The sequence below is a fragment of the Helicobacter canis genome, from assembly GCF_008693005.1.
Classification (GTDB): domain Bacteria; phylum Campylobacterota; class Campylobacteria; order Campylobacterales; family Helicobacteraceae; genus Helicobacter_B; species Helicobacter_B canis.
On record NZ_VXKE01000016.1, the window covers coordinates 19091 to 39565 of the forward strand.

Here is a 20475-nt window from a genome sequence, read left to right on the forward strand (position 1 = left end):
GTATGGCACTTGATTTAGCAGAAGTTACAGGAGCAAAGCAAGCAAGCGAGATTAAAAAAACGCAAGAAAAATCCCCCAAAATCGCCAATGGATTGGATAAAGATGCCTTTATGAAGCTCTTTTTAGAGCAGCTCAAAAACCAAGACCCAACCGCACCTATGGAGACGGAGAAAATCATCACCCAAACCGCCCAGCTAACCCAAGTAGAAATGCAAGAAGAAAACAAAAAGGCGATGAAAGAAATGGTGGATTCTATGAAAGTTATGCAAGAGAGCAATGAAGAGTTCAAAAACTTCCAATCCACGCTTAAAGAGACTATGGACAAACTTGGCGAGGGCGTGGATAGCAGCATTGAAGCAGCAGGGCAAATGGCGCAGAGCTCGGCATTCCAAAGTGTGGCGATGGTGGGCAAAATCGCTGAAACTGATGTAAGCGGTGTGAATTACACAGGGGAGGGCAAGGTGCATTTTTCACTCTTTTTTGACCGCCCCATTGATACAAGCAAGGGCAAGGCAGTGGTGCAAATCTTTGATGAGTCTAAGCAGCTTGTGCGTAGCATTTCGCTTGATGATAAAAACGGGCAGCAGGGGTATTTAGACTTTGCTTGGGATGGGCTTAATGACAGGGGTGAGCAGATGGACTCTGGCACATACTCTGTGGAAGCAGAATACAACCTTGATCCAAAGACCAACCACTACCTAACCACGCGCGTAGGGCGAGGCGAGATCCAAAGCGTGCTATTTGACAAGGGCAAGCCGCTTATCCGTATGGGCGAGCTGATCTTGCCACTTAGTGCTGCGCTTGAGTTTTATGACAAAGATAAAGAGCTGGTGCGCTAGGGCATAAGAGCAGGATTGTAAGGAGACATTATGGCTATGAATGACACGATTTTAAACTCTTATAGCGGTATGAAGACCCACCAATTTGGGCTAGATTCTATCGCAAACAATATCGCCAATGTCAATACCAATGGCTTTAAAGAAAATATCCCAGAGTTTAAGAATCTCTTTAGCGCGCAAATGGATGCGCTAAACTCCAACACCATTACCAACAACGACCGCTCCTATGGCGCAACAGGGGCTAGCAATGCTATTTCTACTAAAAATGGCAACTACCACCCAAGTGATGGGCAGTTTGATGTCGCCTATATGGGGAAGGGCTGGTTTGTCGTGGGGGAGAAGCAAGATGGAAGCTTTGAAGTCAAAGAAGATGGCTATGAAATGCCCCAGCCCATTTTCTTCACGCGTAATGGCGGCTTCAATCGCGACTCTGATGGGTATTTGGTAACTTCTAGCGGGCAGTATGTTTATGGTGTGAATTTGGAGAAAATCAAAGATGGAGTCTTTACCTCATCTCCTAGCGAGCAAGATCTCTCCACGCTGCCAAGTGGGCAAATGCAACCGCTACAAATCCCCCAAGAGCTGAAATTCCACCCGGTGGTAACAACTAAGGTCGATGTAGCTGTCAATCTCAATGCAAAATCGAACTTCAAAAGCGCGCAGGAGTTTCTTGTGCCAAATGGTATGATTGATGAAGGGCGTGTGAAAAGCCAAGATGTCGCATCTTTTGCTGATGATGATGGGCAGCCCTTTGACCCGCGCGCATTTAGGGATATTATCATCACGATTAAAAAGGGGGAAGAAGGCAGCCAGAGTGAGGAGAGCCTGCGCTTCACTTATGGCAGCGGCGGGGCTAGTGCTAATGAGTTTCGCACCATAGGCGACCTTATGGAGCTCTTTAAAAAAAGCGGGCTAGAGCTTACTCCAACACTTGGGGCGCGTGGGAATCTCGCCTTTAATGTCAAAAACCCCCAAAGTCAAACACTAGAAGTAACAATTGGCGGCGCGCTCTCTAATCGCATAGGCATTAGCACTTCTGCTGTCCCGCTTGCTCAAGATGAGCAGCTGCAGTCCAAAGATCTAAAAATCGCCACCTACACTACTTCACTTGATATTTATGATGAAGATGGGGAGAAATTTTTGCTAAAGAGTGAATACTATCTGCTTGATGCAGGCGACCCTACTAGCACGCCCCCAATCGCGCAAAAATGGCTTGTGCAAAGCGCGGTCTATGACTTTAATGGTGAGTTTATGATAAGCAAAGAGCCTATAACGCAAGAGCTGACATTTGACAAAGACGGCAAGCCAGAGTCCGCACCTATGGAGCTTGACTTCAAAGACTCTAAGATCACCTACTCAATCACAGGCAGCGATAAATACACTTCAAGGAATCTGCCTTATGAGGACTCTAAAATGCTTGAGGCAAGCCAAGATGGCAAGGCAGAAGGCTCGCTCAAAGATATTAGAATCGATGAAAATGGCATTATTTTTCTAGCATTTAGTAATGGCGTGAGCGAGCCTATGGGGCGGCTAGGCGTGGTGGCGTTTGTCAATGATCAGGGCTTGAAAAAAATGGGCGATAATGTTTATAGCCTAGGGACAAATGCGCTAGGCGGGGAAAACAGAGTCCTAAGCGGGAATCCAATCTTAGGCTGGAACAACGAGGGGAATCTAAAGTTTGGGCAAATCAAGCATAAATACCTAGAGACAAGCAATGTCGATGTGGGTAATGCGCTCACAAACCTTATCTTGTATCAGCGCGGCTACTCGATGAATGCTAAGGCGTTTAATACCGGCGATGATTTGGTGAAAGAAGCTATCGCACTGAAGAAGTAGCAAGCTAGAATCTATAAAGTAGAATCTAGCTTAGTTTGGATCTAGCTTGGCTTGTTTGGTTAAGATTATCTCAAAGCCAAATTGCTTCAAGTAGATTCTAGCTATCTGTCAAGCCGTAGTTAATGGGAATCTTTAGTAAGACAATTTTACTAGGGATAGGGAAAGACTTGTGCGCGGCTTTGATCGTTTGTATGGCTTGCTTGTTGAGAATATCGCCTGCGTTTGAGCGCACCACGCGTATCCCCTCAATGCTCCCATCAGGCTTTAGGCAAAACTCCACGACTACCGTGCCCTGCATACCGCGGATTCTAGCGAGCTGGGGGTAGTCGTGCTTGCGCGCTATGGCAGCTTGCACCTTGGTGTAAAACTCATCGCTTATCCCCTCGCTATGTGCGAGCAGCTCTTGTGTAGAGCCTTGGGAGTTTTGGTTAGATGCGCTCTCTTTGGTCTCTTCGCCCTCTTGTGGTGTGGGCTTGGCGGTATCTTGTGGAAGCTGCTTTGCTTGAGCTTGATCTTGCAAGATTTCTTGGGTGGGGATTTTGTGCTTAGCTTTGTGCTTTTGCTTATGGAGCTGGCTTTGCTCCTGCTTGGGCTTGGTGGGCTTGGAGTAGGTCTTTTGTGGGGCATTGGTGTTGATACTTGCTAGGCTCATTGTGATAGGTGCGCTCCCCACTTGCGCGATCTTTTCATCGCTAAATATCCCCACAATCCACGATAAGCCGAGTAAATGCAGTCCAAGCGATACGCAAAAGCCAATGGCAGAGGGGCTTTTAAGGTGTTTGGGCAGTGATAGAGACATTCTCGTGTCCTTTGTCTTTAAGGATACTAATTATTTGCACAAAGCTCTCAAAGCGCGCGTCCTTGTCGCTTTTGACTTCAACCATCGCTTCGCTATCAAGTGCTTCAAGCTGCTCGCGCAAAGAGCTAGAATCTAGCTCTTTGTCATCGATATAGATTCTATTATCTGCACTTATGAGAATCTGCACGACCTTATCATCGTTCTTTTTCTCCACATTATCAGCTTGGGGGAGATTGATGGGGATTTTGCCTTGGGCGATGAAAGTTGAGACACTTAGCACAATGGCTAGCAACACAAGCATTACATCAATAAAGGGGACGATATTTAGCCCCTCTGCGCGCCTAGGCTTCATCACTATGCTTTTTAAGAGCTTTGTAGCGGTTGCTTAGCACATCACAACGGCGCAAAAGCACATTATAGACCATAAGCGTAGGGATAGCCACACATAGCCCAAGCGCGGTAGCTTTCAGTGCAAGCGAGAGCCCCACCATAATCGTCTTAGCGTCCATTCCCCCGCTCATACCCATATCATAAAATGTGATCATAATCCCGCACACCGTCCCAAGCAGCCCGACATAAGGGGCATTTGAGTAGATGATATACAGCGCGGTTAGATTCTTGCTAAGCGATTCTTCAAGTGTATCAAGGCTCGCATACACACGCACATCAACACGCGCATAGAAGATAATCCGCTCAATGCTAAACCATAGTGCTAGGAAGCTCATCACCCCAAGCACCAAAAACACGATGAAATCAATATGCTCTCGCAAAAAGTCCATATAGCCTCCCTATCCTTAAACAAGCAGAATCTAGCCCAGCCAAATCCTGCTCAATTCTCACTATGTGTAGAATCTAAGAATCATTTTTATTTTAGTGTGATAATAATGCTTGTTTGATAAAAGTATTATTAAAGCACTTGTAAATCAACAAGCCCCCACAAAACGCGCAAGATTTAGCTATAATCCGCGCGCAAATCCCTACGCCTAAACCAAGCCCAAGTCATCATATACCAAGCTAGAATCTAGCTAGATTCTAGCACACCACTACCCAAGGACTACAATGAAGCCCACACTCAAAGACTACAACAAAGACCGCCTAAAAAAGGACCTAATCGCCTTTATCCACCACGAGTCTTTTAGTGGTGTGCTGCTGTTTTTCTGCGTGGTGTTTGCTATGCTTGTGGCAAACTCCAACTTCTCCCCGCTGTATTTCGCGCTAAAAGAGCTAGAGCTTGGACTCTTCCTTGGTCCTTATCATCAGGGTATGAGTGTGGAGCATTTTATCAACGATGTGGCGATGAGCTTGTTTTTTCTAATGATGGGGCTTGAGATGAAGAGAGAGATTCTCTATGGTGAGCTTGCTGGATTCAAGAAAATCATCTTCCCAATGCTTGCGGCAGTTGGGGGCATTATCGTGCCTATTGCTATCTATCTCTTCTTCAACCACGGCACCCCAAGTGCCAATGGCTTTGGCGTGGCGATGAGCACGGATACGGCGTTCGCACTAGGGGCGATCTTGCTTCTGGGCAAGAGAGTGCCACTAAGCTGCAAGGTGTTTTTGGTAACTTTGGCGGTGGTTGATGATCTAGGTGCGATTTTGGTGATCGTGCTATTTTATACCAGCACGCTACATATTGGCTGGCTACTTGTAGCAGGGGCGATAGTCGCCCTGCTTGTGTATATCAATCACAAGGACACCTACAAGCTCTCAAGCTTTCTGCTACTTGGGCTTTTGCTTTGGATAGCGGTGTTTAATAGTGGGGTGCATTCTACCATTGCTGCGGTGATCTTGGCATTTTGTATCCCGGGGCGATCTAATGTCTCGGACACTTGCTTGCTTAATCTTAAAAAGGAGCTAGAAGGGATTCATACAATGATGCAAAGCGGGGGGAATTTCTTTGAGACAAATATCGTGCGCGCGAAGTTTAGCCTTAAGGGTCTATGGGAAAATCTCGCGCGATTTTTTAGCGGTGATAACCCAAAGAAGCAGTTTGACTTGCAGCAGCAAAGCAAGCGCGTGCAGATTCTAGACTCTATTTCGCGCTACTCCTTGCAAGCGCAAAACCCGCTTCTACGCTTGCAGAGTGTCTTGCACCCACTATGCTCCTATTGTATCGTGCCACTCTTTGCTTTTATCAATGCGGGGGTAAGGGTGGATTCTGGGATAAGCTTTGATATTGATGCGATTTTTTTAGGCACGATTGCTGGGCTTGTGGTGGGCAAGCCGCTTGGGATTTTTATTTTTGCATATATTGGGGTGAAGCTAGGGATCGCTACAAAGCCAGCAGATCTTGGCTTTATGCAGGTGTTTGCAGTGGGGACATTGGCTGGCATTGGCTTTACGATGGCGATTTTTGTCGCAAATCTCGCGTATGCAGATTTGGAGCAAGGCGCGCAGGCGATAATGGTCTCAAAGCTAGCTATCCTCTACTCTTCATCACTAGCATTGCTGCTTGGCATTGCTATGCTTTGGCTTAGCACAAAGCCTAAGAGCTAGAATCTAGCTTTTAGATTCTAGTAGGGCTGCTAGCTCTGCTTCATTGATGATACGCACGCCTAGCTCTTTGGCTTTTTGCGCCTTGCTTCCAGCATCCGCCCCGCAGAGCAAAAAGTCTGTTTTCTTACTCACGCTTCCGCTTACGCGCGCGCCTAGCTCTTCTAAATACTGCTTCATCTCTTCGCGCGCCCTACTTAGTGTGCCTGTGATGACAAAGCTTAGATTTGCCAAGGGCTTAGAATCTTGGCTGCTAGCTTGCTTAGATTCTAGTGCTTTAGGCTCTATGAGTGCTAGAAGCTTGTCTATAAACTCGCCATTTATGCGCGCAAAATCCACAAATGAGCGCGCCATCTCCTGCCCAAAGCCACTAATGGCGATAATCTCTTCATAGCTTTTAGCAAAGCAGCCAAGCCCAAAGCTCCTATCTAGCTCCTTGCTCGCCCACTCGCCAATATGCGTAATGCCTAGCGCGTTGATAAACCGCCATAGCGCGATATGCTTAGTCGCTGCAATGGCGTTTAGGAGATTGCTCGCCTTTTTTTCTTTGAAGCCTTCTAGTGTAAGCAGGCTTTGCATAGTGAGTGAGTAAAGATCAAGGATAGAAGTGATAAGCCCGGCATTATAGAGCTGATAGACTAGCTTTTCTCCTAAGCCATCGATGTTTAATGCCTTTTTGCTCGCAAAGTAGATGATAGACTCTTGTATGCGTGCTTTGCAGGAGAGATTGCAGCAGCGCAAGACTACTTCTTCTTGCACGAGCGTTGAGCCACACACGGGGCAAGTTGTGGGGGGGAGTATGGGGGTTTGGCTGCCATCGCGCCTAGCAGTGAGCGGCTTAATGATTTTAGGGATCACATCGCCACTGCGGATAATGATGACAAAGTCGTTGAGATAAATGCCTTTTTTCTCAATGTCGCTGTAGTTATATAAGCTAGCGCGCGCGACTCTTGCTCCTTCTATCTCTATGGGCTCTAGCTCTGCCACGGGCGTGATGACCCCTGTGCGCCCCACTTGATTAGTAATCGCGCGGATTTGCGTGATCTTCTCAACTGCAGGGAATTTATACGCACAAGCAAAGCGGGGGGATTTAATCGTCCAGCCAAGCTCATTTTGCAAGGCAAGGCTATCTAGTATGACCACCATACCATCTAGCATCATTGCAAAGTTGTTGCGATCTTGTTGTAGCTGCTCATAGTAGGTGTGGATTTCTTGCACGCTCTGGGCTTGGCGGATATGGCGCATTATAGGGTAGAATCCAAAGGATTCTATCAAGCGCATTATTGCATAAAAGCTAGGGGATAGCTCGATTTCACTTGTGCCTATCCCCCAAGGGACAAAGAGCAGCTTTCTTTGTGCGGTGATTGTGCTATCGAGCTGGCGTAGTGAGCCTGCTGCGGCATTGCGCGGATTGGCAAAGAGCGGCAAGCCTTGCTCTGCTCGCGTGGCATTAAGCGCGGCGAAATCGTCCTTTTTAATCACCACTTCACCGCGGATCTCAATCGTGGCTTTATGGGGGATTGTAAGCGGGATTGAGGGGAGAGTTTTGGCATTTTGCAGCACTTCTTCGCCGATGAGCCCATCTCCCCTTGTGGCAGCACTGACTAGCACGCCGTTTTCATAGCAGAGATTAAGTGATGCGCCATCAAATTTAGGCGAGCATACAAAGCTAGCATTTGGATAGTTTTTGCCAATGCGCGCTACCCACTCTTCTAGCTCTTGTAGGCTAAAGACATCATCAAGACTCCACATTCTCTGCTTATGTGCGTGCTTTTCAAAACTTTCAAGGATAGTGCCACCTACGCGCTGTGTGGGGGAGTCTGGCAGTATGTCTTGGGGGTTTTTGGCTTCATAGGCTTTGATTTGGTGGTAGAGTGTGTCGTATTCTTCATCGCTAGCGATTGGATCATCAAGCACATAGTAGGCATAGGCGTAGTCTTGCAGAGTTTTTAGCGCACTAAGGTATTGCTCCTTGCTTGTTGGCATTTTTGTCCTTTTATAAGTGTTTTTTAACATAAGCTATGTAAAATTATACATTTTTAAGTTTAAGCCATTACTAGCGCAACCTATCCAGATACACTCTCTAGCACAAGGAGCATAAGCGTGATAAAAGACATTGATAGAAACACGAGCTTACACCTAAACAACGAGGCGCAGTTTTTGTGCTTCACGCTTGATGACCCAGACTCCGTGGAGCTGCACGGAGAGCACATTGGTATGCAGCTTTATGCAATCAATGTCTTTAAGGTGCGTGAGATTATCTACTATGATGGAGACTTGACAGAGACAGCTGGGGAGAATGACGGGCTTGTGCTGGGATTTTTGACCGTGCGTGGAGAGTCTATGCCCCTTATTGATATGCGCCGATGGCTCTACTACAACTCTCAAAATCCCAAAAAAGACCTCCGCCCATTTTCTATCGACTCGCAAAAGAGCCTTGTGGTGATATGCAACTTTTCAAACCAAGATGTCGGGCTAAAGATTCTAGGTGTTAAGCGCATTATCAACAAAAACTGGAATGACATCATTGTAGGCAGTGAGTTTGGCTTTGATGGGGATAGTAAGGTAACTGCCACGACTAAATACGATGATGGCTCTGTGATCCAAATCCTTGATGTAGAGAGAATGGTAGCCGATGCATTCCCTGATGAGGAGTTTGGCAGAAAGCTTAAGATCGATGTGCTAGGCACTATTGATAGCGATAAGCTTGTGCTTATGGCAGAGGATTCTAAATCAGCTTCTAAGGCATTAGAGATGATTTTAGAGAAGCTTAATGTCCGCTATGTCTCTTTTAGCAATGGGCGGGCACTGCTAGATTATCTCTACTCTGATGGGATACTTGAGCAAGTGGGAGCTGTGATCACCGACCTTGAAATGCCCGTGCTCTCTGGCTTTGAAGTGCTCAAGCAGATTAAAGGGCGAGCAGAGTCTAGGAATCTTCCTGTGATTGTCAATTCTTCTATGAGCAATGACTCTAACCTTGAAATGGCTTCAAGCCTGCACGCAGACGGCTTTATCTCAAAGTCAGATCCCTTGCAAGTGCAAGATCTACTGCGAAAATTTTTAAGCTAGATTTTAGGAGTATAGGTAATGTTGCGGACACATTTGTGTGCGGAGATTGGTGAAGAGCTCATAGGGCAGCGTGTGGAAGTGTGCGGCTGGTGTAATACCTACCGAGATCACGGGGGCGTGGTTTTTATCGACTTGCGCGATCATAGCGGGATCGTGCAGCTTGTGTGCGACCCAGAATCTAGCGCATACAAGCAGGCAAATCTTGTGCGCGATGAGTTTGTGCTGCTCGCTTCTGGGCTGGTGCGCGCGCGTGGGGCAGGACTTGAGAATCCAAAGCTAAAGAGTGGCAAAGTAGAGATCGTGCTAGAGAATCTCACTATAGAAAACAAAGCAAAGACTCTGCCAATCCCCATAAACGATGAAAATACGAGCGAAGAGCTGCGCTTAAAGTATCGCTACCTAACTTTGCGCGCGAAAAAGTCTTATGATATTTTTAAAATGCGTAGTGATATTAGTATGGCAGCTAGAAATAGCTTGCAGAAAATGGGGTTTTTAGAAGTGGAGACACCTATTTTGACAAAGCAGACCCCAGAGGGAGCTAGAGACTATCTAGTCCCTAGTCGCGTGCATAATGGCAGCTTTTTTGCCCTGCCTCAAAGCCCCCAGCTTTTTAAGCAGCTGTTGATGGTCAGTGGGTTTGATCGATATTTCCAGATCGCGCGCTGCTTCCGTGATGAAGATTTGCGCGCAGATAGGCAGCCAGAATTTACACAAATTGATGTAGAAATGAGCTTTTGCACACAAGAAGATGTAATGCATACTTGCGAAGTGCTTTTGCAAGATGTGTTTGCCGCAGTGGGCGTGCAGATTGCTACACCATTTGCGCGCCTGCCCTATGCGCAAGCTATGGAGAAATACGGGAGCGACAAGCCAGACTTGCGCTATGGCTTGGAGCTTGTAGAAGTGGGAGATGCGTTTTTAGATTCTAGTAATGAAATTTTTGCTCAAATTGCTAAAGATACACAAAAGCAGCGCATAAAGGCTCTGTGCATAAAGGGCGGGGATAGTCTCTTTAGCCGCAAGAGTTTAAGTGAAGCAGAAGAGTTTGTGCGAGGCTTTGGGGCAAAGGGGCTAGCCTATATCCAGCTTAAAGATGAGCCAAAGGGTCCGCTTGTGAAGTTTCTCTCACCAAGCGGGCTTCAAACAATTCTAGAGCGCACAGGTGCGCAGCAGGGGGATATAGTCTTTTTTGGTGCGGGGGATAAGCGTGTGATATGGGACTATATGGGACGCTTGCGCCAGAAAATCGCTAAAGATTTGGGGCTAATCGATAAGGACAAAATGGCGTTTTTATGGGTGGTGGATTTTCCTATGTTTGAGCAAAGTAGCGATGGCTCTGTCGCAGCATTGCACCACCCTTTTACAATGCCTAAAAACTTAGAGCAAGATGACATTGAAAGCATAGAATCCATCGCTTATGATGTGGTGCTAAATGGCGTAGAGCTAGGTGGTGGGAGTATGAGAATCCATAAAGATTCTATCCAAAAGCAAGTCTTTGAGCTACTTGGGATTAGCGAGCAGGAAGCAAGGGAGAAGTTTGGATTCTTGCTTGATGCGCTAAGCTATGGTGCGCCGCCGCACGGGGGCTTTGCCATAGGGCTTGATCGACTCGCTATGCTTATTAGCGGGGCGGGAAGTATCCGCGATGTGATTGCCTTCCCCAAGACGCAGAGAGCTGCCTGCCCGCTTACAGAAGCACCAAGTGCAGTTGGCGAAGAGCTATTGCGCGAGCTGCATATCCGCTTGCGCAAGCAATCATAATCTATTAAGGAGTGTTTATGAAGCAGTTGTTTCTCATCATTGGAGCTCCCGGCTCTGGCAAGACCACAGATGCGCAAGCCATAGCTAAGCGCAATGCAGATAAAGTTGTGCATTACTCCACAGGAGATTTATTGCGCGAAGAGGTGGCAAGTGGGTCTGAGCGCGGCAAGCTTATTGGCAGTATTATTGCTAAGGGCGAGCTAGTCCCACTGGATATTGTCGTCCAAACAATCATAGGTGCGCTTGCTAATGCACCAAGAGATATTGTGCTAATTGATGGCTACCCTAGAAGCATAGAGCAAATGCAAGCTCTGCACACTAAGCTTGCAGAGCAGACAGAAGTAGAGCTTGTGAAGGTCATTGAAGTATCAGTGAGTGAGCAAGTAGCCAAAGATCGCGTGCTAGGGCGCGCAAGGGGTGCAGATGATGATGTAGAAGTATTTAATAATCGTATGCGAGTATTCTTAGAGCCACTTGCGGAGATACGCGCATTTTATGGAGATAAGGGCTTGCTGCATACGATCAATGGCGAGCGCACGATAGAAGAGATTGTAGAAGAAATGAATGCCTGTGTATTATCTCAAGTGAAAGGATAGAAGATGAATATAGAAAAAATCTCTATAGGAGAAGTCCCCGATAAGATCAATGCCATTATCGAGATCCCTTATGGCTCAAGTGTGAAGTATGAAGTGGATAAAGATTCTGGCGCGGTGGTGGTTGATAGAGTGATGTATAGCGCGATGTTTTATCCGGCAAATTATGGCTTTATCCCCCACACGCTAGCAGATGATGATGATCCTGTGGATATTCTTGTGATCAATGAATACCCCTTGCAGGCTGGGAGTGTGATTAAAGTGCGCTTAATTGGCGTGCTTATTATGGAAGATGAGAGCGGAATGGACGAGAAGCTAATCGCCGTGCCTATTAGCAAAATTGACCCGCGCTATGATGGGATCAAATCGCTAAATGACTTGCCAAAAATCACACTTGATAGGATTAAGAACTTCTTTGAAACCTACAAAATGCTCGAGCCAAATAAATGGGTCAAAGTCAAAGACTATGGCGATGTCGCTCAAGCAGTGGCGATTCTACAAAAATCCATAGAAAACTTCGCCAAATAGCTTGGCATAAGCAACCTTGAAGCAGTTTAGGGCGAGCTAATGAATCTCTACAAAAAGTCTCTATCGCGCTTTAGCGCGCTTGTAGAGTCTTTGGAGCAGATCCCAACCATCGGGCGTAAAAGTGCGCAGAAGATCGCCTATCTCCTTGCCATAGAGAACAAATACCTAGCCCTAAAGCTTGCCCACTGCATAGAAACCTCTATCCAGCACATTAGCACTTGCTCGGTGTGTGGGGCTGTGAGTGAAAATGAGCTTTGTGAAATCTGCCTTGATGATAGCAGAGATGACACAAAGCTTTGTGTTGTGCTCCACCCTAAGGATATTTTCACTATTGAAGAAATGGGTGATTTTGATGGCAAATATTGGGTGCTATCTCCTGAGCTAGAGCAAATTGACTTCGCTCAAGTGCGCACGCGCATTATAAGCAGGAGAATTAGGGAGATGATATTTGCCTTTTCTCCAAGTCTTGCTAATGATGCAGTAATGCTATTTATCGAAGATAGGCTGCAGGACTTGCCACTGCATTTTAGCAAGATCGCTCAAGGTGTGCCTACTGGGATAGGGCTTGAGAATATCGATCAGCTTTCACTCTCTCGCGCCCTAAGTGCGCGCGTGAAGCTCTAACATAAAGGTGGAATATGGGGTTTGAGATTTTTGGAATGCGTGTGTTTGACCTTAGTGCTCCATTTGGATATTTTGAGGCATTTAGCACGATCGCTGTGGTTAGCGTGAGTGCTTTTGTCATCTTTTTGCTCTTAAGAAATATGGGCAACAAGCCTAGAATCTAGGAGATTGTATGAGATGGGTGTGGCTTGGCGCATTGGCTTTGCTTGGCACTATGCAGGCAAAGCCAGCTCCTGAGTGGGTAGAATCTAAAATATGCGCAGAGCAGCATTGCGCCATAGGGCAAGCTAGCAAGCAAGAGGGGCAGACAAGTGCGATAGCGCGCGCGCTTAAAGAGCTGCGATTATCGCTTAATACAAGCGTGCAAGCAGAGTATGAGCAAAGCACTGATACAAGCGGGCAGAGTGTGGCGAGCGAGCGGGTTAGAATCTATGCGGGTGCGCATAATATCGGCTATAAGATTCTAGCGCGCTATGAGGATAAAAAGTATGTATATGTAAAGATCCAATACGACCCTAGCAAAAAGCTTGTCGATGAAGCTCCAGCACCAGAGTTCAAAGAGCTAGAGAATCTTGAGAGACTTTGTGAGGATTCTACGCTTGAGGGCTACTACTGCGTGAGCTTAGGCGATAAGTATTATAAAGGTGAGCTTGAGCTAGCTAAAAACGACAAGCTAGCCCTTAAATACTACAAAAAAGCCTGCCTTATGGGGACGCTGGAAGGCTGTGTGCAAGCAGGTGAAATCGCGCTTAAAGAGTCTAAGAAAAGCGCGCAGTGGTATTATGCGCACGCGTGTGAAAACGGCTACGGACTAGCTTGCACTAAAATGGCTGGGCTAGAAGAAGCTGCGCGTAAGAAGCTAGATTTATACACGCAAGGCTGCAAGCTTAATGACGCGCTCTCGTGCGCCTATCTTGGGGAAGTATATGCGCTAGGCTTGGCAAATTTGCAAAAAAACGCAGCCAAAGCAAAAGCTCTCTATAAACAATCCTCCCAGCTTAATCAATACGGCGATGGTGCGGTGCTCTTACTAGGAGAATCTGGCTTTGATAAATCAAGTATGCAAAAGCTTTGTAATCACAACAACGCCCGCGCGTGCGCATACTTGGGGCAGAGTGAGCAGGACTCTAGCCTTTTGCAAAAGGCTTTCGCGCTAGGCTCTGCACAGGGAGCTTACTTCCTAAGTCTTCAAGCCAAAGAGCCTAGAGCTAGGGAAAAGCTGCTTACGCACTCTTGTGAAGTCGGCGTGCAAAATGACTTCACCAAAGCGTGTGAAGCACTTGGCGATACTCTGCTAGCAAGCGACAAAGCTCGCGCACAAGAATACTACGCTACAAGCTGCAATCATCTCTTTTATGAAGAGAGTGCTTGCAAAAAGCTCTATGATCTAGCCCCTAGCAAATGTCAAAATGAAAGTGTATGCCTAAGCTTTGCTAATGAGAGCGTGCCTGCTGCTGTGGCAGTATCTAGCGCGGTTGATGCGATCATTGATGAAGATGGCGAGCTGGATTCTACCATAGTGCGCAAGGCTAAAAAGAAGCCACAAGCAAGCCAAGCGGGCAAAAAGCTAGAATCTAGCTCATCAATCCTTGCACCAAGAGAGCCTAAGAGAGTAAGGATTGTCGGTGAGCTAGCACTCGGGGCGCACTCTATGAACTTTCCTAAGATTAGGGGTATGCATAAGATCACTGATGATAGTGCGATGGGATTTATGGGTATGGGGAGGTTTGGCGTGGAGATTAGCACAGCAAAGCAGCCGTTATCTTTCTATGCTATGCCATTTATAGAGCTTGCTTGGCAGGGGCTTTTTGATGCAGAAGAGTTTGCTAGGGAGCAAGATGATGAAGATGGCAAGGTGTCTGCGCTGCTCTTTGGCTCTGGGATACAAGCGGGCGTGCAGTATAAAATCTGGCGGCTTTATGGTGTGGTAGATTATATGGCAAACTTCTCGCGTATTTCTCGCAATGTAAGCGTGCCGCTACAAAATGTGCTTGGCGTAGGTGTGGGCGTGGGGTGTGAGCTTGCGTTTATGCGTGTGGGCGTGCAGTATATGTATCAATCGTATGCCTATAATACTGGGGCTATTTATGACAATAGGCATTCAAGCACTTTGGTGCTAGATTCTAGCAAGGCTCGATCAGGTGCGCACGCAGTGTTTGTTACACTAGGGGTTGGATTCTAGCTAGAATCTAGCTTAGCTTAAGATCGCTTAGTGCGCGCATTGCCTGCTCTATTGCTGTGTGTAAGAATGCGTCCCAGTTGGCATCAGAGTTGGCTATGGCGATGTTGCCACAGACTTTGCGCGCGGTTTTTATGGTGCTTTTACTTTGCTTTGGAGTATCAAAGAGCGAGTTGTAGTTATAAGCATAGCAGTGCCCCCAGCGATTAAGCGTAATGCCCAGCACATCGCGCTTACTAAACCCCGCTTGCCCAAAGATTTCTTGTAAGTGCGAAAGGGTCATTTGCTCTAGTGTGGAAAATGGCGTCTCTAGCAGCGCGTGGCGTGTCAGGCGTGAGAGATCTCTTGCGGTGAGTTGTGTTGTATCAATCTCTTTGGGATTAAGCCATAGGGGCGAGCCAATTAAATGCAAGCATATAGGCTTCTTAGGATCTCGCGGGTGCTTATATGCCCCCATATCCACAGGGAAGTCTAGCTTGGTATTGACATAGAAAGATTTTGGCGCGTAAATATCGTGTATGCCAAGCCTTGTGAAGCACTCCCATTGAGAGAGTAGGACTTTGGTGTAGATAAGAGAGGTTTTGACACATTGTGAGAGCGCGCTTTTTTGCTCTTCTTGTAGCTCTTTGACAATGTAGGGGATCATTGCATTATAGTTTGCCATAATGACCTTTTTGGCAAAGACTTTATAGAGTTTGTTGGTGCGCTTGCAGCCATAGACGATCTCCACGCCCCCTGCGACATTGCGCACATCAAGTACGGTGCTTTGCAAGCGGATTCTACTCATATTTTTTGGCAAATCAAGCTTACTATAATCAAAACGCGCTAGCAGCACTTCTTCTGGCGTATTGCCACAAGCAGCGATATGGGGGATAAGTCGTTTTACCATTAGGCGTGCGATAGAGGCATTACCATCTGGGAAGTGGTGGATATAGGGCTCTTCAAAGATATCATTAGCAGGCACTATGGCTTCAAATCCGGGCAGCGCACACTCCTGCGCTAGCTCGCAAGAAATCATATCAATCCCCAAAGCCATAAAGTCATCGCTCACACCCTCAAAGAAGCTTAACGCAAGCGGAGATAGCTTGACTTTATCTTGCAAGAATTGCTTATAGCTTGTGCGCTCTAAATATTCGCGCTTTTGCTTCTTGCTTAAGCCTTGTAGATAGTCTTTAGGCTTAGTAAAAAGCTCTAAAAGTGCTTTTCTATCAGCCTTAGGCATAGGGAAATCCCCGATAAACTCCGCAAAGCTTCTAGCATTATTGCGCTCTTGCCTAATGCTATCATCGATAATCACACGCGGATCGCCGCTTACAAGCTTGCTCACGCCAAAGTTCTTTTTGTTAAAAAACACACCCCTACTTAGTCCTAAATCTGGGTAGAAGTCTTGGTCAAAGCATTTGGCAAGAGCATCTATATCGACATTGAGTGAGTGCAAAAATCGCACAACTTGTTTGCTATATAGGGTCTTTGGAGATTGTAGCGACTCGCTACCGCCATAGGTGAGAATCTTGCCATAAGGCGTGGCAAACTCATTGCGCCTAGCGTGTCCGCCAAAGTCTTTGTGATTATCTAGTATCAAGCTTTTTGTGCCTTTGTGCTTATCGTGCAATAAGCAGGCTGCACTAAGCCCACTGATCCCAGCCCCGATAATAACGACATCATAATGCTCTTGTATAGGGATTTTGGTAAAGTCATATTGCTCGCCATCGCGCAAGGCGTGGGCGAAGAAGTAGCTATCATCATCGCTGCCGACAAGGTTTTGCCAAAGTGGCGGATAGCTTGATGAAGAGCTTTTGGCTAGAATCTCTAAAGGTGTCATTCCAGCGACCACAGCTACTGCCATACCATTGATAAAATCTCTACGAGTCATAGTTCTCCTTAATTTAGATTCTAGTTGTTGGCTTGTAAGAGATAGACAAAGCGGTATCACCCCAAGTTAAAACAAGTTAAAAGAGGTTTAATAACACAAAGCGTGGATTCTAACTAAGTGCAGTAAATGTATCTATAATAGCATTACAGCAGTCTTGGGCTTTGCAGGCGTAAAAGCTCATAAGTCTTTGTCGTGGCTACTCTTCCCCTAGCTGATCGCTCTAAAAATCCTTGCGCAAGTAAATATGGCTCAATCACATCTTGGATCGTGTCTTCATCTTCGCTAATGATAGCAGCGATCGTGTTTAGCCCTATGGGCTTTTTAGCCTGCGCGATAGCATCTAAATAGCGCAAATCTAGCGCGTCAAAGCCAAGCTCATTGACTCCTAGCTCTTGCAAGGCTTGCTTTGTCGTGCTTAGGCTAATTGTCTCCTCATCTTCCACATCGGCAAAATCGCGTATCCTGCGCAATAGTCGCAGCGCGATCCTAGGAGTGCCTCGCGAGCGGCTAGCGATCTCCACGCTAGCAGAATCTTCTATGCCTTTATCAAGCTTTTTTGCTGCTTTTTTTATGATTTGGGCTAGCTCGTTGGTGGTGTAAAACTGCAAGCGAAAGTCCATACCAAAGCGATCCCGCAAGGGGTGAGAGAGCATACCCGCCCTAGTTGTCGCGCCAATGAGCATAAAGCGTGGCAGATCGATTTTGATCGTTTGTGCTGCTGGTCCAGAGCCTGTGATAATATCAAGCCGAAAGTCCTCCATAGCGGGGTAGAGCATTTCTTCTATAGCAGGGCTTAGGCGGTGGATCTCATCGATGAACAAAATTTCACCTTCTTGTAGATTGGTAAGTAGTGCAGCTAGATCGCCTGCTCGCTCAATCATCGGCGCAGCAGAAACTTTGATGGGTGCGCTCATTTCATTGGCGATGATGTGGCTTAGGGTTGTTTTGCCAAGTCCGGGGGGACCAAAGAGTAGCGTGTGCATTAGGCATTCTCCGCGCTTTTTCGCGCCTAAAATGGCTATTTCTAGGTTTTTTTTCACCTGTTCTTGCCCGATATAATCCCCCCAGATACTTGGTCTTAGTGATATTTCGCTGCGCTCTTCAAAGCTGATTTTCTCCACACCCACTACGCGCGTATCTCTCTCATCTTGTGTAAAATCTAGCGAGATTTTTTCCATAATGCTCTAACTCCTTACACTCCTAACGCTTCTCTAGTAGCTTTCTTGCTCATTGGGGAAAGATTGACTGCGGACATCGCTAGCATAATCACGCACCGCCTGCTTAATGATACTAGCACCTTGTAAGTAAGTGCGCACAAATTTTGGATTTAGGTCATCAAAGAGCCCTAGCATATCACTCCACACTAGAATCTGCCCATCACACCCAGCCCCAGAGCCTATGCCTATGGTGGGGATTTGCAGCTTTTGTGTAATGGCAGTAGCACAAGGCGCGATAATGCCCTCAAGCAGCAAGCCAAATGCCCCTGCTTGCTCAAATGCTAAAGCAGATTCTAGTAGCTCCTTGCTCTGTGTCTCATCTCTGCCTTTAATCTTATAGCCGCCTTCTGCCTTGATATATTGGGGCATAAGTCCAATGTGGGGCATTACCGCTATGCCTTCATCAATCAAGGCTTCTACAATGTGGAGCTTCTTGCTTGTAAGCTCTAGCTTTAAGGCATCAACTTGTGTGGCTTTGATGAGCTTGGTGGCGTTTTTTAGCGCGCTATCACGCGTGCTATAAGTGCCAAAGGGCATATCTGCTATGAGAAATGAGCTTTTAGCCTTGCGACAGACTGCTTGAGTGTGGTAGATGATATGCTCTAGGCTTAGGCTTGTGGTGTCTTTGTGCCCGCCAAAGCTCATATTTAGGCTATCACCTATTAAAATCACATCAACTTCGCCATCAAATATCCCAGCAAAGAGCGCGTCATAGGCAGTTATAGCAGTGATTTTCTCTCTACCTTTCTTATCTCGTAGGGCTTTTAGGGTGAGCTTTTTTGTGCTACCTTCTGTGCTATTTGGCATAGTGCTCATAGCTTCTCCTTGCGTGATTGGGTTTAAACTTTATGTAACTTTGATAAATCTATAATAGCGCGCTAAAGTGGTGTGCGCGATTATATCACATAAGGGCTGTATGATGAAACATAGCTATGGCAGACAATGTAGCATAAAGCCAGCATACGCCTGCGCTTTACGCGCTTTAGCTTTGCTCTATGCCTTAGCGTGTGTGCCACGCATACTACTAGCGCAAGATCCGTTTTTAGACCCGAGCAAGCCACTTGATTACAATAGTCTTGATCTCTCCTACTATCCCTATATCATCGCTTATAATGCCACCACAGATGAAGAGATCATTGATCTTGTCAATAACCTTGAAGCCTCTAATCAAAAGACGGGCATATTTATCGGGCTTTATGGGGGCTGGATTTTCCACAATGCCACAAATGACCCCGCTTATCTCTCGGGCAATGCCTACGCATATAGCGCGAAAGTGGGGTATCAAAGCTTCTATCCATCGCTGTATGACACACTCTCAATCCCAAATATCGTAGGCAGTAGAATCTATGTGCAATACCTAGGCAGCAATGCCAAAGAGCTTCGCTACTCGGATATTGGCTTTAGTGGGGTTGGAGTGAGTGCGGATATTTTGGTAGATCTCCCTGTGGCAAAGGGGCTAGAATCTGGCGCGATTATGGGGCTGGGGCTTTTTAGTATGACTTATGACAACAAGCCTGATGCGACCCTTGGGGGTGTGATCAATCTAGGCTTTGGCGTTGTTGTAGCGACAAAACATCGTGCAGAAGCGGAGATAAAATTCATCATTAATGACAAGCTGGACTGGTTTGGGGCGGCGACTATGGTGGGGTATAGCTATGTGTTTTAGGGTAGTGGCTCTTTTGATTTTACACGCTTTGTTTGTGTGGGATTCGGTCTTGGGCGAGCAATTTCACAAGGTTGAAAATTTTACTAAAGAAACATCGCCTACGGCGAGCGGTATCCCTTGTTTTGTGAAAGGCACGACTGCCAAGGTCGCTAACCTTCCCCAAAATTTTCAAAACTTGCAAAGCCCCACCGCAACTCCTAGAATCCTAGAAGAAAGTCAAGCTGCAAGTGAAACCCAAGCCAAGCTAGAATCTAAAAGCTTAGATTCTAGCCTTTCTCCGTCATTGCGAGTAGATGTGCTGGCACTTGCGAAGCGATCCACAGATTCTACGCTAGCAGACTCCCGCAAAAGCGCGCCAAAGCCAACGCCAGAACCAAACCAAGACCAAACCAACAAAGACAAAGAGCTATATTTCTTGCGTGCTCAATACTACCACCACCTAAAATCCCAAGCCCGCGCGCTAGAAAATCGCACAAGAAATGGCGCGTTTATAGGCGTGGTGCTAGGGGCTAGCAATATGGACATCACACTTCAAAGACTTGGTAAGCCTTATGCTGCTTCAATCAATCCCTTTGTGCTAGGGGCTAGTGGTGGGTATATGCACTTTATCGGGGCTGCGCCAATGGGGATTCGCATCTATGGGCAATACCTTGCCGCGTGGAATTCTTCCAACAATATCCAAGATAGCATTACTATGCAGCTCTTTAGCTTCAATCTTGATGTGTTTGGGGATTTAGCAATCACTGATGATGGCTATTATTTGGGGGCGTATGCAGGTGTGGGCGGAGGGCTAGCGATATTTGATCAAAGACTAGAGAATATCTATAAGCAGCACCAAATCATCGCAGGCAGTGTGCTAAACTTTGGACTCTCTGCGACTTTGGCATATCATCATCGGCTAGAAGCTGGGGTGAAAATCCCCCCAAGTGTGGTGAATGAAAACTTCGCCTTTAGGCTTATGTATCTTGTGAGTTATCAGTATCTTTTCTAAGGTG

General features: G+C 46.6%; 18 protein-coding genes and 1 pseudogene. 12 read left to right on the forward strand and 7 right to left on the reverse strand.

The genetic code is table 11. The annotated features are described in order from the left end of the window. Positions 1-2: 2 nt before the first annotated feature. Positions 3-827 (forward strand): annotated as a pseudogene (gene flgD / locus F4V45_RS05335) (flagellar hook assembly protein FlgD); the annotation flags it as partial. 48 nt (positions 828-875) lie between these two features. Continuing rightward, a complete protein-coding gene (locus F4V45_RS05340) occupies positions 876-2675 on the forward strand; it encodes a flagellar hook-basal body complex protein (RefSeq protein WP_150337469.1) in 1800 nt (599 codons plus the stop codon). Between the two features lie 97 nt (positions 2676-2772). Here F4V45_RS05340 and F4V45_RS05345 read toward each other — a convergent pair whose 3' ends face one another. The 3 genes from F4V45_RS05345 to exbB are packed head-to-tail and all read right to left on the reverse strand — an operon-like array spanning position 2773 to position 4253. After that, the gene (locus tag F4V45_RS05345) at positions 2773-3474 is read right to left on the reverse strand and encodes an energy transducer TonB (protein WP_150337395.1); all 702 of its coding nucleotides are present in this window, start codon (positions 3472-3474) and stop codon (positions 2773-2775) included. Next, on the reverse strand, positions 3446-3826 hold the full coding sequence (exbD, locus tag F4V45_RS05350) for a TonB system transport protein ExbD (protein WP_023929988.1): 381 nt from the start codon (positions 3824-3826) through the stop codon (positions 3446-3448). The genes F4V45_RS05345 and exbD overlap by 29 nt, the downstream gene beginning before the upstream one ends. Continuing rightward, positions 3816-4253, reverse strand: coding sequence for a TonB-system energizer ExbB (gene exbB / locus F4V45_RS05355; RefSeq protein ID WP_023929989.1), 438 nt, complete (start codon positions 4251-4253; stop codon positions 3816-3818). Before exbB ends, exbD begins: the two co-directional genes overlap by 11 nt. 280 nt (positions 4254-4533) lie before the next feature. Here exbB and nhaA point away from each other — a divergent pair, with 280 nt between their 5' ends. Then, the gene (gene nhaA / locus F4V45_RS05360; RefSeq protein WP_150337396.1) at positions 4534-5970 is read left to right on the forward strand and encodes a Na+/H+ antiporter NhaA; all 1437 of its coding nucleotides are present in this window, start codon (positions 4534-4536) and stop codon (positions 5968-5970) included. A 3-nt stretch (positions 5971-5973) separates the two neighbouring features. On the opposite strand, the gene ligA is transcribed toward nhaA, so the two are convergent. Then, the gene (gene ligA / locus F4V45_RS05365; protein WP_150337397.1) at positions 5974-7953 is read right to left on the reverse strand and encodes an NAD-dependent DNA ligase LigA; all 1980 of its coding nucleotides are present in this window, start codon (positions 7951-7953) and stop codon (positions 5974-5976) included. A gap of 117 nt (positions 7954-8070) precedes the next feature. Between ligA and F4V45_RS05370 the strand changes: the two genes are divergently transcribed. The 7 genes from F4V45_RS05370 to F4V45_RS05395 are packed head-to-tail and all read left to right on the forward strand — an operon-like array spanning position 8071 to position 14727. Then, a complete protein-coding gene (locus tag F4V45_RS05370) occupies positions 8071-9039 on the forward strand; it encodes a chemotaxis protein (protein ID WP_150337398.1) in 969 nt (322 codons plus the stop codon). Between the two features lie 21 nt (positions 9040-9060). Then, positions 9061-10800, forward strand: a complete 1740-nt coding sequence (gene aspS, locus F4V45_RS05375) for an aspartate--tRNA ligase (protein WP_170235190.1) — start codon at positions 9061-9063, stop codon at positions 10798-10800. A 17-nt stretch (positions 10801-10817) separates the two neighbouring features. Then, entirely contained in the window at positions 10818-11396 is a 579-nt protein-coding gene (locus F4V45_RS05380) for an adenylate kinase (RefSeq protein WP_150337400.1), read from the forward strand. Positions 11397-11399: 3 nt separating this feature from the next. After that, on the forward strand, positions 11400-11921 hold the full coding sequence (gene ppa, locus F4V45_RS05385) for an inorganic diphosphatase (protein WP_023929997.1): 522 nt from the start codon (positions 11400-11402) through the stop codon (positions 11919-11921). 39 nt (positions 11922-11960) lie between these two features. Beyond that, positions 11961-12545, forward strand: coding sequence for a recombination mediator RecR (gene recR / locus F4V45_RS05390; RefSeq protein ID WP_023929998.1), 585 nt, complete (start codon positions 11961-11963; stop codon positions 12543-12545). 14 nt (positions 12546-12559) lie between these two features. Beyond that, complete coding sequence (locus F4V45_RS09465; protein WP_023929999.1) at positions 12560-12709, forward strand: hypothetical protein; 150 nt, start codon at positions 12560-12562, stop codon at positions 12707-12709. An 8-nt stretch (positions 12710-12717) separates the two neighbouring features. Continuing rightward, positions 12718-14727, forward strand: a complete 2010-nt coding sequence (locus tag F4V45_RS05395; protein ID WP_150337401.1) for a tetratricopeptide repeat protein — start codon at positions 12718-12720, stop codon at positions 14725-14727. Positions 14728-14734: 7 nt separating this feature from the next. On the opposite strand, the gene F4V45_RS05400 is transcribed toward F4V45_RS05395, so the two are convergent. The 3 genes from F4V45_RS05400 to panB all read right to left on the reverse strand — a co-directional run bounded on the left by F4V45_RS05400 (position 14735) and on the right by panB (position 18621). Beyond that, entirely contained in the window at positions 14735-16597 is a 1863-nt protein-coding gene (locus F4V45_RS05400) for a flavin monoamine oxidase family protein (protein WP_150337402.1), read from the reverse strand. A 143-nt stretch (positions 16598-16740) separates the two neighbouring features. Further along, the gene (gene ruvB / locus F4V45_RS05405) at positions 16741-17775 is read right to left on the reverse strand and encodes a Holliday junction branch migration DNA helicase RuvB (RefSeq protein ID WP_150337403.1); all 1035 of its coding nucleotides are present in this window, start codon (positions 17773-17775) and stop codon (positions 16741-16743) included. Positions 17776-17808: 33 nt separating this feature from the next. After that, a complete protein-coding gene (gene panB, locus F4V45_RS05410) occupies positions 17809-18621 on the reverse strand; it encodes a 3-methyl-2-oxobutanoate hydroxymethyltransferase (RefSeq protein WP_150337470.1) in 813 nt (270 codons plus the stop codon). Between the two features lie 109 nt (positions 18622-18730). Here panB and F4V45_RS05415 point away from each other — a divergent pair, with 109 nt between their 5' ends. Next, positions 18731-19480 carry a hypothetical protein gene (locus F4V45_RS05415; RefSeq protein ID WP_150337404.1) on the forward strand — a complete coding sequence of 250 codons (750 nt, stop codon included), beginning with the start codon at positions 18731-18733 and terminating at the stop codon, positions 19478-19480. Further along, on the forward strand, positions 19470-20471 hold the full coding sequence (locus F4V45_RS05420; RefSeq protein ID WP_150337405.1) for an outer membrane beta-barrel protein: 1002 nt from the start codon (positions 19470-19472) through the stop codon (positions 20469-20471). The genes F4V45_RS05415 and F4V45_RS05420 overlap by 11 nt, the downstream gene beginning before the upstream one ends. Positions 20472-20475 lie beyond the last annotated feature (4 nt).

What these genes read in the sequence shown, in the direction of transcription:
- exbB (WP_023929989.1), bottom strand. Translation starts at nt 4,253, where the DNA reads ATGGACTTTTTGCGAGAGCATATTGATTTCATCGTGTTTTTGGTGCTT.
- F4V45_RS05395 (WP_150337401.1), top strand. Translation starts at nt 12,718, where the DNA reads ATGAGATGGGTGTGGCTTGGCGCATTGGCTTTGCTTGGCACTATGCAG.
- F4V45_RS05345 (WP_150337395.1), bottom strand. Translation starts at nt 3,474, where the DNA reads ATGTCTCTATCACTGCCCAAACACCTTAAAAGCCCCTCTGCCATTGGC.
- F4V45_RS05340 (WP_150337469.1), top strand. Translation starts at nt 876, where the DNA reads ATGAATGACACGATTTTAAACTCTTATAGCGGTATGAAGACCCACCAA.
- nhaA (WP_150337396.1), top strand. Translation starts at nt 4,534, where the DNA reads ATGAAGCCCACACTCAAAGACTACAACAAAGACCGCCTAAAAAAGGAC.
- F4V45_RS05420 (WP_150337405.1), top strand. Translation starts at nt 19,470, where the DNA reads ATGTGTTTTAGGGTAGTGGCTCTTTTGATTTTACACGCTTTGTTTGTG.
- panB (WP_150337470.1), bottom strand. Translation starts at nt 18,621, where the DNA reads ATGCCAAATAGCACAGAAGGTAGCACAAAAAAGCTCACCCTAAAAGCC.
- ruvB (WP_150337403.1), bottom strand. Translation starts at nt 17,775, where the DNA reads ATGGAAAAAATCTCGCTAGATTTTACACAAGATGAGAGAGATACGCGC.
- exbD (WP_023929988.1), bottom strand. Translation starts at nt 3,826, where the DNA reads ATGAAGCCTAGGCGCGCAGAGGGGCTAAATATCGTCCCCTTTATTGAT.
- ligA (WP_150337397.1), bottom strand. Translation starts at nt 7,953, where the DNA reads ATGCCAACAAGCAAGGAGCAATACCTTAGTGCGCTAAAAACTCTGCAA.
- F4V45_RS09465 (WP_023929999.1), top strand. Translation starts at nt 12,560, where the DNA reads ATGGGGTTTGAGATTTTTGGAATGCGTGTGTTTGACCTTAGTGCTCCA.
- ppa (WP_023929997.1), top strand. Translation starts at nt 11,400, where the DNA reads ATGAATATAGAAAAAATCTCTATAGGAGAAGTCCCCGATAAGATCAAT.
- F4V45_RS05380 (WP_150337400.1), top strand. Translation starts at nt 10,818, where the DNA reads ATGAAGCAGTTGTTTCTCATCATTGGAGCTCCCGGCTCTGGCAAGACC.
- F4V45_RS05400 (WP_150337402.1), bottom strand. Translation starts at nt 16,597, where the DNA reads ATGACTCGTAGAGATTTTATCAATGGTATGGCAGTAGCTGTGGTCGCT.
- recR (WP_023929998.1), top strand. Translation starts at nt 11,961, where the DNA reads ATGAATCTCTACAAAAAGTCTCTATCGCGCTTTAGCGCGCTTGTAGAG.
- F4V45_RS05415 (WP_150337404.1), top strand. Translation starts at nt 18,731, where the DNA reads ATGATGAAACATAGCTATGGCAGACAATGTAGCATAAAGCCAGCATAC.